This window comes from Alcanivorax sp. DSM 26293, from assembly GCF_900107995.1.
Lineage (GTDB): Bacteria > Pseudomonadota > Gammaproteobacteria > Pseudomonadales > Alcanivoracaceae > Alcanivorax.
This window is the reverse complement of sequence record NZ_FNUM01000006.1, coordinates 55,448-67,983: the sequence shown is the minus strand read 5'-3', so window position 1 is coordinate 67,983 and position 12,536 is coordinate 55,448. Positions and strand designations below refer to the sequence as shown.

Annotated in this window: 14 protein-coding genes; 7 read left to right on the top strand and 7 right to left on the bottom strand. The window is 59.2% G+C overall.

The window, feature by feature from the left end; translation table 11 throughout:
• Positions 1-125: 125 nt before the first annotated feature.
• Complete coding sequence (locus C4S63_RS11705; protein ID WP_103917661.1) at positions 126-719, bottom strand: hypothetical protein; 594 nt, start codon at positions 717-719, stop codon at positions 126-128.
• Between the two features lie 41 nt (positions 720-760).
• Positions 761-1,495: a hypothetical protein gene (locus tag C4S63_RS11700; RefSeq protein ID WP_062815757.1), complete on the bottom strand. Its 735-nt coding sequence runs from the start codon at positions 1,493-1,495 to the stop codon at positions 761-763.
• A gap of 285 nt (positions 1,496-1,780) precedes the next feature.
• On the opposite strand from C4S63_RS11700, the gene rpsF reads away from it, so the two are divergent.
• The 7 genes from rpsF to radA all read left to right on the top strand — a co-directional run bounded on the left by rpsF (position 1,781) and on the right by radA (position 7,604).
• Entirely contained in the window at positions 1,781-2,122 is a 342-nt protein-coding gene (rpsF, locus tag C4S63_RS11695) for a 30S ribosomal protein S6 (protein ID WP_008927286.1), read from the top strand.
• Between the two features lie 2 nt (positions 2,123-2,124).
• Positions 2,125-2,439 carry a primosomal replication protein N gene (gene priB, locus C4S63_RS11690; protein ID WP_062815758.1) on the top strand — a complete coding sequence of 105 codons (315 nt, stop codon included), beginning with the start codon at positions 2,125-2,127 and terminating at the stop codon, positions 2,437-2,439.
• Positions 2,440-2,454: 15 nt separating this feature from the next.
• Positions 2,455-2,685 carry a 30S ribosomal protein S18 gene (rpsR, locus tag C4S63_RS11685; RefSeq protein ID WP_035245006.1) on the top strand — a complete coding sequence of 77 codons (231 nt, stop codon included), beginning with the start codon at positions 2,455-2,457 and terminating at the stop codon, positions 2,683-2,685.
• 15 nt (positions 2,686-2,700) lie between these two features.
• Entirely contained in the window at positions 2,701-3,153 is a 453-nt protein-coding gene (gene rplI / locus C4S63_RS11680; RefSeq protein ID WP_062815759.1) for a 50S ribosomal protein L9, read from the top strand.
• Between the two features lie 278 nt (positions 3,154-3,431).
• Positions 3,432-4,826 carry a replicative DNA helicase gene (gene dnaB, locus C4S63_RS11675; RefSeq protein ID WP_062815760.1) on the top strand — a complete coding sequence of 465 codons (1,395 nt, stop codon included), beginning with the start codon at positions 3,432-3,434 and terminating at the stop codon, positions 4,824-4,826.
• 94 nt (positions 4,827-4,920) lie between these two features.
• Complete coding sequence (gene alr, locus C4S63_RS11670) at positions 4,921-5,982, top strand: alanine racemase (protein ID WP_103917660.1); 1,062 nt, start codon at positions 4,921-4,923, stop codon at positions 5,980-5,982.
• 254 nt (positions 5,983-6,236) lie between these two features.
• Positions 6,237-7,604: a DNA repair protein RadA gene (radA, locus tag C4S63_RS11665; RefSeq protein ID WP_200819542.1), complete on the top strand. Its 1,368-nt coding sequence runs from the start codon at positions 6,237-6,239 to the stop codon at positions 7,602-7,604.
• Positions 7,605-7,762: 158 nt separating this feature from the next.
• Here radA and C4S63_RS11660 read toward each other — a convergent pair whose 3' ends face one another.
• The 5 genes from C4S63_RS11660 to C4S63_RS11645 form a co-directional block, all read right to left on the bottom strand.
• Positions 7,763-8,203, bottom strand: a complete 441-nt coding sequence (locus C4S63_RS11660) for a hypothetical protein (RefSeq protein WP_103917658.1) — start codon at positions 8,201-8,203, stop codon at positions 7,763-7,765.
• Between the two features lie 18 nt (positions 8,204-8,221).
• Positions 8,222-9,004, bottom strand: coding sequence for a DUF547 domain-containing protein (locus C4S63_RS11655; protein ID WP_235000000.1), 783 nt, complete (start codon positions 9,002-9,004; stop codon positions 8,222-8,224).
• 31 nt (positions 9,005-9,035) lie between these two features.
• Positions 9,036-11,180, bottom strand: coding sequence for a dihydrolipoyl dehydrogenase (gene lpdA / locus C4S63_RS11650; protein WP_103917656.1), 2,145 nt, complete (start codon positions 11,178-11,180; stop codon positions 9,036-9,038).
• 18 nt (positions 11,181-11,198) lie between these two features.
• On the bottom strand, positions 11,199-11,336 hold the full coding sequence (locus tag C4S63_RS17385) for a hypothetical protein (protein ID WP_160052764.1): 138 nt from the start codon (positions 11,334-11,336) through the stop codon (positions 11,199-11,201).
• A gap of 94 nt (positions 11,337-11,430) precedes the next feature.
• Positions 11,431-12,474, bottom strand: a complete 1,044-nt coding sequence (locus C4S63_RS11645; RefSeq protein WP_103917655.1) for a methyltransferase domain-containing protein — start codon at positions 12,472-12,474, stop codon at positions 11,431-11,433.
• Positions 12,475-12,536: the final 62 nt, after the last annotated feature.

The window sequence follows — 12,536 nt, the reverse complement described above, 5'->3', positions numbered from 1 at the left end:
GCGCGAGCAACGGTTTTCGGTTTTCCAAACGCATGGGGCCGCGACCAGATTCTGGTCGCGGCCCCATGCGTTTGGAAGCCACAAGACTGACCCGCGATTAACGATTCACTGTTCACTATTAACTGCTACCGCAGCTCAGCCTGGTTGACGACGGTTTCGCGTTCCAGTGTGGGCAGTGGTAGCGGGGTGCGGCGGGCGGAGAGTTCCCGCTGGATGCGCACGTTGTCCTCCAGCAATATCTCGGGGATTTCATCATCGTGGTTGTCCGGCAAAGTGCCGGGCACGCTGAGCGCCTTGTCGGCCAGTTGCTGGCCGGGCAGGGGCGCCAGCGGGAAACTGACATGGGTGGTGCGGTTGAAGCGGATCGGTTCCCGGTAGGTGGGCTGTACATAGCCATGGGCATTGCGCACGGCGGTATCCAGGTCCTCAGGGCCGGTGACATGGTGCCAATCGTTGGGTGTACTGGGTCGGGGCGGGGTGATGGACTCACCGCGGGACAGCCTGGCGGTCAGGCGGGTTTTGCGTTGCTGCCAGGCCAGCAAGTCGGTGACGAACTGGTCCTGACGGCGGTAGTTCTGGATGTCCGGGCGAGGCCCCAGGGCCTGCTCAAGAGCCTGTTGCTGACCTTGGCTCAGCCCGTTGTCACCGGCCGCCAACGTGGCCGCTGGCAACATCGGGCCCAGCAGGGCAAGAAAGGCAATAAAGCGGATCAGGGTCATGATGTGCTCCGGGGCTTCTCTCCTTCGTGTCTCCGGCGGCGCTAGGGGGAACTGTCGCAGCCGCTGCTCAAACAGCTTTCCACTTCAATGATGCCAGTGGTCAGCACGGCCTCATCGTTCAGATCCAGATAGAGCATCAGGTTGCCGTTGCGGGATATCTCGACGATGGCATTGGGATTGCTGGCCAGCAGGGTGGCCAGGTCTGCCTTGCGCTCTTCGTTAAACAGGTTTCGGTAAAGCTGTTCGGTGAGCAGATTTCTGGCGTCACCGCCGTCGTTCAGCCCGTCCAGTTGCATGCCGACAATGGTCATGGGCAGCACCAGGGGGGTATCGGAGCCGGCATTGCCGAGCAGGGTGCGGATATGCTCCCCCGACAGGGAGTTGCCGGGCAGGGCGGGCAGGCCAAAGCTCTGCGAGGTGGACCGGTCGTACCAGGTTCGGTTGCGCTGATAATCAATGGGGCTCAGGCGCTCGGTACGGGCCAGGGCGCTGTCCAGGGTTTCCGGCTGCTCGATCACGGTGGGGTCACTGCTGGTCACCGGCTCCGGCTGATAATCCTGGGGGCAGGCGGCCTGATGGGCGGCCCGGCTGCGATTGGCTTGCTTGTACTGCATGACCTGCAACAGGAAATCCGAGTAATCCGGGTAATCCTCGAGGGCTGGCTTGCTTGGTACGGACACCGGGCTGCCACAGGGTGGCGGGGCCGGTTCCTGGGCGGACAGGGGGCTCAGCAGAAAAATGCTGCACAGGCCGGTGGCCAGAGCGCTGAATTTCATGGTCGTATCCCGTTCTTGTTGTTTTCCCCTGTATTTCAGGGGCTTAGGGTTAACGACGCTTCTTGTAAGCGTTTGTAGCGTTTTGTTTCTTCTGAGCATACGTCCGTCTTTGCCGGATGGCAACGGATATACCTTGAGGAAGGGGCGTGCTATGGGATAGAATCGCGCGCTTCCTGCGTCCGACAGGGATTAACTGTCGGGCAGGTCTCCTTGCTTCACCGTCACGCCTATGCGGATGGGAAGCTGAATTGATGCCGTGAGGTATCGCAACCGTAAGGAGCTAATATGCGTCATTACGAAGTTGTGTTCCTGGTTCACCCGGACCAGAGCGAACAGGTGCCGGCCATGATCGAGCGTTACAGCGCGATCGTGACTGATGGTAAGGGCACCATCCACCGTCTTGAAGATTGGGGCCGTCGTCAGCTGGCTTACCCGATCAACAAGATCCACAAAGCCCACTACGTGATGCTGAACATCGAATGTGACGGCGAGACCCTGGGCGAGCTGGAAAACACTTTCCGCTTTAACGATGCCGTAATCCGTCACCTCGTGATTCGTCGCGACAATGCCGTTACCGAGCCGTCGCCGCTGGCGAAGAACGACGAGAAGGAGGGGGCTGCCAGCTGATTTTGGAAAGCAATCGCTGTGAACTCACCGGTGTAATCGTCACGTTGGAAAAAGTGGCACTGACACCGGCTGGGGTACCCCGTCAACGCCTGTGGCTGGAGCATCGCTCCCGGCAACTGGAAGACGGCCATCCCAGAGAGGTCCAGGCTCGCATTGCCGTGATACTGGCAGGCGGGATGACCCGACAGGCCCAGGGCCTGAAAGAAGGTCAGCGCATTAAAGTGACCGGCTGCCTGAGTCGCGCCGGTTACAAAGGTGATGCCCGGGATCGTTTGCAACTGATTGCCCAGACGCTGGACACCCTCAACCAGGATTAGAGAGGAGATTATCCAATGGCCCGTTTTTATCGCCGCCGCAAGTTCTGCCGCTTTACCGCGGAAGGTGTTGAGTACATCGATTACAAAGATCTCGACACCCTGAAAGCCTACATCACCGAAACCGGCAAGATCGTGCCCAGCCGTATCACCGGCACCAAGGCACGTTATCAGCGTCAGCTGGCCTCTGCGATCAAGCAGGCCCGCTTCCTGGCGCTGCTGCCGTACACTGACAGCCACGACAATTAAGCCGAGGGGACCATCATGCAAGTGATCCTGCTGGAAACGATCAAGAACCTGGGCGACCTGGGTGCTGTGGTGGATGTACGTTCCGGTTACGGCCGTAACTTCCTGATCCCGCAAGGCAAAGCCCTGCCGGCCACCAAAGACAACCTGGCCGAAGTGGAACAGCGCCGCGCCGAGCTCGAGAAGCACGCCGCCGAGCAGCTGGCCGCTGCCCAGGAACGTGGTGAAAAACTGAACGAAGCCAGCGTAACCGTGTCTTCCAAGGCCGGTGACGAAGGCAAGCTGTTCGGTTCCGTGGGTACCCGCGACATCGCCGAAGCCATTACCGCTGCAACCGGCGTGGAAGTGGAAAAATCGGAAGTGAAGCTGCCCCACGGCGCGCTGCGCAACACCGGTGAGTACGAAATCGACGTGGTTCTCCACGCCGACGTGACCGTGACCATCAAGCTGGCTGTGGTTCCTGCCGAGTAATCGACAGTTGACCGACAACCGGTTTGCCCCTTGCGGGGCGCGGTGACAGAATCAGGGCATTGTCCGCGAGGGCAGTGCCCTTTTTCGTTGCAGAGCAGTTCAAAGTTGAAAGTTTAAAGCTAAAACGCGGGTAGCACTGGCGGTTTTTGTATGTTGGAGTCCGCGACTTGAGCCATTTCGCGGTCCGCAGCCTTTCGCTGCTGACGCGTGCCTTGATGGTGTTTCAACTTTAAACTTTGAACTTTCAACTCACAGTCCCATGAGTGCTGGTATTCCCGATGAACGAACCTTTGCCGCTGGATAAACACCTGCCGGAAAACCTCCGGATTCCCCCCAATTCCCTGGAAGCGGAACAGGCCATTCTCGGTGGTCTGCTTCTCAATAACAGTGCCTGGGATGATGTGGCGGAACGCGTGGGTGCCCGCGATTTCTACCGCAAGGCTCACCGGCAGATTTTTGAGGTGATTGCGCAGCTGGTGGAAGAGGAGAATCCCTGTGACCTGGTCACCGTCTCCCAGGCCCTGACCCAGTTGGGGCAGCTGGAGGGGATTGGCGGCATGACCTATCTCTCCGAGCTGGCGCGCAATACACCCAGTGCGGCGAATATCACCGCCTATGCGGAAATTGTTCGCGAGCGGAGCATTCTGCGGCAGCTGATCAATGTGTCCCATGATGTGGCCGACAGTGCGTTCAAGCCGGAAGGGCGCAAATCCCTGGAAATTCTCGACAAGGCGGAATCCGCCATTTTCGAGATTGCCGAGCAGCAGAAGAAAGGCTCGGGCCCCCAGGACATCAAATCGGTCCTCAAGAAAACCGTGGATCGCATTGATGAGCTCTACAAGAACAAGAGTGCCATCACCGGGGTGACGACCGGGTTTGACGAACTGGACAAGATGACCGGTGGCTTGCAGCCCTCGGACATGATCGTGATCGCCGGTCGTCCTTCCATGGGTAAGACCACCTTTGCCATGAACCTGTGTGAAAACGTGGCGATCAAGGCGGGGAAGCCGGTGCTGGTGTTCTCCATGGAGATGCCCGCCGATTCCATCGTCATGCGGATGCTGGCGTCCCTGGGCCGCATTAACCAGACATCCATTCGTTCCGGTCAGCTGGAAAAGGATGACTGGCCGCGGATTACCTCTGCCATTCATATGCTCAGTGAGCAAAAGTTCTTTATCGATGACACGCCCGCGCTCAGCCCGCTGGAAATGCGCGCTCGGGCCCGCCGGGTTGCCCGCGAATGCGGTGGCGAACTGGGGGCGATCATGGTGGATTACCTGCAGCTGATGCAGGTGCCGGGGGTGGATAACCGGGTAAATGAAATCTCCGAGATCTCCCGCTCGCTGAAAGGCCTGGCCAAGGAGCTGAATTGTCCGGTACTGGCGCTGTCGCAGCTTAACCGCTCCCTTGAACAGCGCCCCAACAAGCGGCCGGTAATGTCGGATTTGCGGGAATCCGGGGCGATCGAACAGGATGCTGACTTGATTACGTTCCTGTACCGGGACGAGGTGTATAACAAGGACACCAACGAAAAAGGTGTTGCCGAGGTGATCATCGGCAAGCAGCGTAACGGCCCTATCGGCACGGTCCGGCTGGCCTTCCAGGGGCAATTTTCGCGTTTTGATGATCTGGCGCCGGAATACTATGCCCAGCTGGCATCGATGGATGAGTGAGCGAGTTGCAAATTTCACAAGGCAAAATCCAGGGAGAGCGCGGCTGCGGGTTGCTCAATCCGGTTGAGGCCTGGCGGTTTGGGAGCGTCTCGTTGTGAGAGGAACCCGTATCGAAATCCGCCCCGGGGCGCTCCGGCATAACGCCAGTCGGGCGACAGCCCTGGCGCAGGGCGCTCAGGTGTTTGCCATGGTCAAGGCCAATGGTTATGGCCATGGGCTGGTGTTGGCCGCAGACGCCATGGCCGGGGAGGTGGATGGCTTCGGTGTGGCGGTGCTGGAAGAGGCCCTGGTTCTGCGCGAACACGGCGTCAGCGCCCCGATTCTGGTGGCGGAAGGGTTTTTCGACCGGGACGAGCTTGAGCAGGCCCGGGCGCTGTCATTGGAAGTGGTGGTGCACTCTGCCTGGCAAGTGGCTCTGTTGCTCGAGCATCCCGGTCCGTCGCGTATCTGGTTGAAGCTGAATACGGGTATGAACCGGCTGGGCCTGCGTCCGGACATGGCGCTGGAAGCGGCGCAGCAGCTGATCGCTGCCGGGATGACGCCAGTGGGCGTGATGACCCATTTTGCCTGTGCGGACGACGCCGAAGATGGTCGTACGGAGAGTCAGCTGCGCCAGGCCGTTCAGGTTGCCGATGCCCTGGGGTTGCCCCTGTCTACGGCCAACTCCGCGGCGCTGATCCGTTACCCCCATGCCCGGGCCCAGCGTGTGCGGCCAGGCATCATGTTGTATGGATCGTCGCCGTTCGACTGGCAAAGCGCCGCACAACTGGCGCTGAGGGTGAGTCACCGTTTCACCGCCCGTCTGATTGCCATCAACCAGATTCAGCCCGGTGACACGGTGGGGTACGGTGCCACCTGGACCGCCGAACGCCCCGGTCGTATCGGCGTGGTAGCCGCCGGTTACGGTGATGGCTATCCGCGCCACGCTCCCAGCGGGACTCCCGTCGCCGTCAATGGCCAGCCCACCGTGCTGGTGGGCCGTGTCTCCATGGATATGCTGACGATTGACCTGACCGGCATCCAGGCCGACATTGGTGATGAGGTCGAGCTGTGGGGCGATGCCGTGGACGTGGACAAGGTCGCCCGCGCCTGTGGCACCATCAGCTATGAGTTGTTCTGTCAGATCACCGGTCGGCCGGAATGCGTCATCGTTTGATTCGACGCCGCTGTAGGAGCACCGCTTGAGGTGCGAATCCGAGCGTTAGCGAGTAACGAGTTTCGAGTTGCGAAAAGCACAATCCAAACCGATCAACCCTGATGGGTTTGGTTTTCGAAACTCGGGTGTGTTCGTACCTCAAGCGATGTTATTCGCTGCGCTCACCCCTTTGGGGCCGCACTCCGTGCGTTACTCCGCTGCGCTAGGTTCCTGCAGCGACTACCGTAGAGAGTAATACACAAGAAGGAATTGTTTTGGCCAAGAAAAAAACCGCCTTTGTCTGTACGGATTGTGGTGCTGATTTCCCCAAGTGGCAGGGGCAGTGCCCGGCCTGTGGCGCCTGGAATACGCTGCAGGAATTCGTTCATGATCCGGCGACGCCCATGTCAAAAGGGGCCGGCAGCCGTGGCGGGTTTTCCGGGCAGCTGTCCGAGGTGCAAAACCTGGACGAGATTGTGCTGGCGGAAACCCCGCGCATCAGTTCCGGCATGGGGGAGCTGGACCGGGTGCTGGGTGGCGGCCTGGTGCCGGGCTCGGCCATTCTGATTGGCGGTCACCCCGGCGCCGGCAAGTCGACCCTTCTGCTGCAAACCCTGTGCAAGCTGGCGACCTCCCAGAAGTGTCTCTACATCACCGGTGAGGAATCCCTGTCCCAGGTGGCCATGCGGGCGGACCGCCTCAAGTTGCCCAAGGAACAGCTGCGGCTGGCGGCAGAGACGGATGTGGAGCAGATCCTGGATCTGGCCCGCAAGGAACAGCCACGGGTGCTGGTGGTGGATTCCATCCAGGTCATGTTCCTGGCCGCCCTGCAATCCGCTCCCGGCAGTGTGGCCCAGGTGCGTGAGTGCGCCGCCGCGCTCACCCGCTTTGCCAAACAGACCGGTACCGTGCTGCTGCTGGTGGGGCATGTCACCAAGGACGGCACCCTGGCCGGGCCCAAGGTGCTGGAGCATATGATCGACTGCTCACTGATGCTGGAAGGCTCCACGGATTCCCGTTTCCGTACCCTGCGCGGCTTGAAGAACCGTTTCGGGGCGGTGAACGAGCTGGGCGTGTTTGCCATGACCGGCGAGGGCCTGAAGGAAGTGAAGAACCCCTCCGCCATCTTCCTCAACCGGGCGGATGAGATCGCCTCCGGTTCCCTGGTGACGGTGGTCTGGGAAGGTACTCGGCCCTTGCTGGTGGAGTTGCAGGCGCTGGTGGATGCCTCCCATTTCGGTAATCCGCGACGGGTCTGTGTGGGTCTGGAGGCCAACCGGCTTGCCATGTTGCTGGCGGTGCTGCATCGCCATGGTGGCATTCAGGTGGGTGACCAGGATGTGTTCATGAATGTGGTGGGTGGCGTCAAGGTCACTGAAACCGCCGCCGATCTGGCCCAGGTGCTGGCCATTGTTTCAAGCTTCCGGGACCGGGCACTGGGTCGGGAATTGGTGGTGTTTGGCGAGGTGGGCCTGTCCGGCGAAATCCGCCCGGTGCCCCAGGGCCAGGAGCGGCTCTATGAAGCCGTCAAACACGGTTTCAAGAAAGCCATCGTGCCCAAAGCCAATCTGCCCCGTCAGCTACCGGAAGGAGTGGAGGTGATTGGGGTGAGTACGGTGGCGCAGGCGTTGGAATACTTGTAGGGCAATTAATAGTTAATAATGAATAATTAATAACTCGCGATTCTGCTTTGTGGGTTTTGTAATGCAAGAGGCCGCGACCATCCCTGGGGCGCGGCCTCTTGCGTTGAGAAAAACCAAAGCCGCTGCTCGCGCAACTATTAATTATTCATTATTAACTATTAATTATGTTTTGGATGCAGCGTCACCCGATCTCCCTGCGCCCAGCACCAGGCGTCGACGATATCGAAGAACAGACTGATCGCGTTGACCATCACGACGGCCACGGTGAAGGCCCATTGCGTGGGAGTGAGGAAGTCGTCTCCCCAGATGCCGGCTAGCTGGCCTAGCAACCCCATTTCCAGCGGAATCCAGGCGAGCAGATGAACCAGGGACATGTCCTTGTTCATGCCTCCGTGGTGCCACATGAGCGAAAAATTGACCGTCAGCACCAGTAGCAGGGCCAGAGCGGTGGCCTGGCCACTGAAGCTGTCCAGAAACAGCAGGCTGGCACCGTTCAGTGGCATCAGGATCAGTAGCACCCAGCCCTGCAGCCACGGCGGTAAATTCCGGAACGAGTACCAAATGCCCAGTAGGCGGTGCGACGCGGTGTGGCCTTCCATGACTCTTCTCCTGCGGGCTTATTGATTCAGTGACCAGTCATAATCCAGAAACTGTATCTTCAGGGTCTCATCGTCCAGTGACTTTCGGTGGTCGGTGGGTATCTCCAGCGTATCCGCATACTGCAAAAGGTAATGGTGCAGGCTGCCGGCGGCATCCACGAAATCCTCTTCGTACCAGTCGAAAATCTTCGACACTTCCAGGCGTGGCCCTGTCTTGTTGAAGCGATTGCGCTGGCGATCGGAAAGAAAGCGGCGGGTACTGTCGGCCAGTTGTTGTTCCAGTGTCTCTGCACGATAGGCTTCCGGTCGCAGTGCCGGGCAGCCCACCGAGGCGCAGTTGACTGAAAAGTGAATGCGGGGGTCCATCAGCGCCGGGTTGCCCCGAATCATCTCATGCTCCACTTCATCCAGGGTGCGAGTTTCACCCAGCAGGGTAAAGAAACGTTGATCCCAGGGGCCGGAGAAAAAAGAGCCGATATCACGGATGGAGTCGGGCAGGGAATCCTGGCGCAGGATCAGATCGATGGTAAAGGCATTGTAGGCGTTGATCAGAAATGCCAGTTGTTCGTCCTGTGACCAGCGCTGGAAGTCGGCACCGGAGACCAGCGACAGGGCTTGCAGGTACTGGTCCAGTGCGGCCCGATCAGCCCGGAAACCGGGGTAATCCACACCGGTGGCAACCCCGCTCCGTTGCCACTGAACATGCTCAGCCAGCAACCGGTCCCAGCGCTGGTGATCAAAGGCAAGGAGTGGGCTGGCAACCAATAACAGTAACGGTAGCAGTAAACGCGCAATCATCATGTCTCCTCTGGCGTTGCCGATGGCGAGACGCCTAACGTCGCCAGTTATGGAAGCGTTTTACCCAGCGCAATACCCCCTCGGGCTTGTGGGCTTTCTTCCATTCGCCGGCAGCAAACTTGTTGGCTTCCGCCATGGTGGGATAGATGTGGATGGTGCCTAGGATCTTGTTCAGGCCCAGGCCGTGTTTCATGGCCAGCACGTATTCGGCAATCAGATCGCTGGCACCGCTGCCGACGATGGTCACGCCGAGAATCTTGTCGCTGCCCCTGGCGGTAATCACTTTCACGAAACCGTGGTCATTGCTGTCGGCAATGGCCCGGTCCAGGTCGTCGATGCCGTAGCGGGTCACTTCGTAATCGACGCCTTGCTCCTCGGCGTCCTGTTCGTTGAGCCCTACACGGGCCACTTCCGGGTCGGTGAACGTGGCCCAGGGAATAACCCGGTAATCAACCTTGAACCGTTTCAAGGAACCGAACAGGGCATTGACGGCGGCATACCAGGCCTGGTGTGCCGCGGTGTGGGTGAACTGGTAAGGCCCGGCCACGTCGCCGCAGGCGTAGATGTTCGGGTAGCGGCTTTGCAGTTGCTCGTTGACCGTGACGGTGCCGTTACCGTTGGTGGGCAGGTTCAGCGCGTCCAGGCCCAGGCCATCGGTGTTGGCGCGCCGCCCCACGGCCACCAGTACCGCATCGAATGTCAGCCGCTTTTCTTCGCCGTTGTGTTCCACATACAGCACCTTGTCGTCACCTTCCCGGGCAAAGCGCACGGCCTTGTGTTCGGTCATCACATCGACACCGCTTTCGTGCAGGGCGGCGGTAACCAGGGCGGCGGCATCGTCATCCTCGCGGGGCATGATGCGCGGCAGCATCTCCACCTGCATGACCTGGCTGCCCAGGCGGGCAAAGGTCTGTGCCAGCTCGCAGCCAATGGGACCGCCACCCAGCACCACCAGGCGTCCGGGTTGCTCCTGAAGCTCCCAGAGATTGTCAGAGGTCAGGATATCCATGTCTTCGATGCCGGGAATGGGCGGCACAAAGGGGCGTGCGCCGCTGGCAATGATGATGCTGCGGGCGGTGAGTGTTTCTGTGCTGTCTCCGTTGCGAATTTCTACTTCCCAGGGGGAGACGATGCGCGCTTCACCCTGGCGGCAATCCACGCCCAGTTCCGTATAACGCTCCACGGAATCATGGGGTTCGATCTTTTCGATGACCTTGTGCACCCGGGCCATCAGTTTGCTGAAACGAAACTCGCTGCGGATGGCATCGAAGCCGTACTTGTCCGCTTCCTTGTCGTGCCAGGCCAGTCGTGCGCTTTTGATCAATGCCTTGGAGGGCACACAGCCGGTATTCAGGCAGTCGCCGCCCATTTTGTGTTTTTCGATCAGGGTGACTTTGGCTTTGACGGTGGCGGCGATATAGGCGCTCACCAGTCCGGCAGAACCGGCACCGATGACGATCAGGTTGCGATCAAAATGGTCCGGTTTCTGCCAGCCACGATAGACCTTGCGGGCCTGCAGTTGCGCCATGACGGCTTTGGCAATCCAGGGAAAGATGCCCAGCAATACAAAGGCGCCGATCAGTTCCGGTGACAGCAACCCGCTGGCGCTCTCTATTTGCCCCAGTTGAGTGCCCGCCAACACATAGACAGCGGTGCCGGCCAGCATGCCCACCTGGCTGACCCAGTAGAAGGTGCGCACCTTGATAGGGGTGAGGCCCATGACCAGGTTGATGACAAAGAACGGAAAAGCCGGAACCAGACGCAGGGTAAAAAGATAGAACGCCCCGTCTTTTCTGACACCGTCGTTAAGTTTTTTCAGGCGATCGCCGAAGCGTTGCTGCACCGTATCGTGAAACAGAAAGCGGGAAGCGAGAAAAGCCAGGGTGGCACCCATGGAGGACGCAAAAGACACCAGCAGCAAGGCGGCCCAGAAACCGAACAGGGCGCCGGCGGCCAGTGTCATGATGGCGGCGCCAGGCAGGCTCAGGGCGGTAACCACCACATACATGATAAAAAAGCCGCCAAGAATCAGTGCCGGGTTTTCCTGGTAGAGGGCATCAAAAGAGGCTTGTTGATTCTTGATGTACTCCAGGCTCAGGTACTGGCCAAGATCGAAAAAAAAGTAGCCGGCGATCAGAATGGCAAAAACCGCCAGCAAGATGAGTTTGCGAACATTCATGGGTGAGTCCTTGCCGGGTTAACCCTGGTAAATCCAGGGTTGGTCAATCAGGGTCCAGAGCGAGCGACGCTCCTCCTCGGCGGGAGCATAGGCCGTGCCCGCCGGGGTGAAGCAACCGGGAGCCATTAACATCAGCACGTTGATGGCTCGTTGCATTTTTCTCTCCTGCTGGCCCGGTACAGCAATAAGATGCGTGGAGAGAATCGGTGTTACACCGGGGGGCGATGACAGCAGGCGTGATATTGCCTTGTCAGCAGCATGGAGCTCCATCGTTGCCGGCATCGTTATCTTCAAAGGGAACATTTAATCCACACCCTTCAAAGATGCCGTAATGGGTGTCGAAGTTCCCGATAAAAGTGAAGTGCTCGGCGAAGCGGCTTTTTTCCAGCATCAGCCAGGTGTTGCCGCACACCGGAAATACCTTGCCGGTTTCGATCACATGGTGATCGTCCAGCGAAAAAGCGTGGGGATGTTGATCCACCGTGCCTTTATAGACCACGGCTTGGCCGTAGTCTTCACAGGCGGGTTCCAGACCATCAATGTTGAAGAGTCGGTAGGTGGCGGAATAGAAACGCTGCCGACCCAGGCGGGCTTCGATATCCGGGTTCTCGATGGTCAGGCGGCGGGATTCCACCAGGCGCGGATCGGCAAAGCCACTCTGCTTGGCCAGGTTAAGGAAATCATTCCAGTACAGGGCGCCGGCCAGACATTCTCCATAAAGGACCGGATCGTTGCGCAGGTTATCCGGCACACGGCGATCTGCATACACATCGGAGAAATAGAATTCGCCCCCGGGCTTCAGCAGACGTTTCACATCCCGCAGCACCTTGGGCTTGTCAGTGCTGAGGTTAATCACGCAGTTGGAAATGATGATATCGAAGTAGCTGTCTTCCAGATCCAGTTTGTCCAGTTCTTCGATATAGCCCTTCAGAAAGCGCACATTGCTCTTCGCGTAGCCGAAGGTGTCACGGTGATAATCCTGATGTCGGCGGGCGACCTCCAGTTGTTCGTCGGTCATGTCCACGCCCACCACTTCACCGTCTTCACCCACCAGGGCAGAAAGGAGATAGACGTCGCGCCCGGAGCCGGAGCCCAGGTCGAGAATACGCATGCCCTTCAATTGTTGGGGGGCCACCAGACCGCAGCCGTAGTAGCGCATGACAACTTCATCATGGAGCTGCGCAAGAAGGGGTTTCAGATAGGCCGGTGGCTCCTGGTCACAGCAAGCATTGGTCTGCAGATCGTCACTGGAGTGCAGCTGTTGGCCGTAGTAGTTCTGTACCTCTTCACGCATTGTTGATCCTCTGGTGGGTGCATCGGTGTAACGTATGATCAGTGGCAATGATGGGGCCCGAT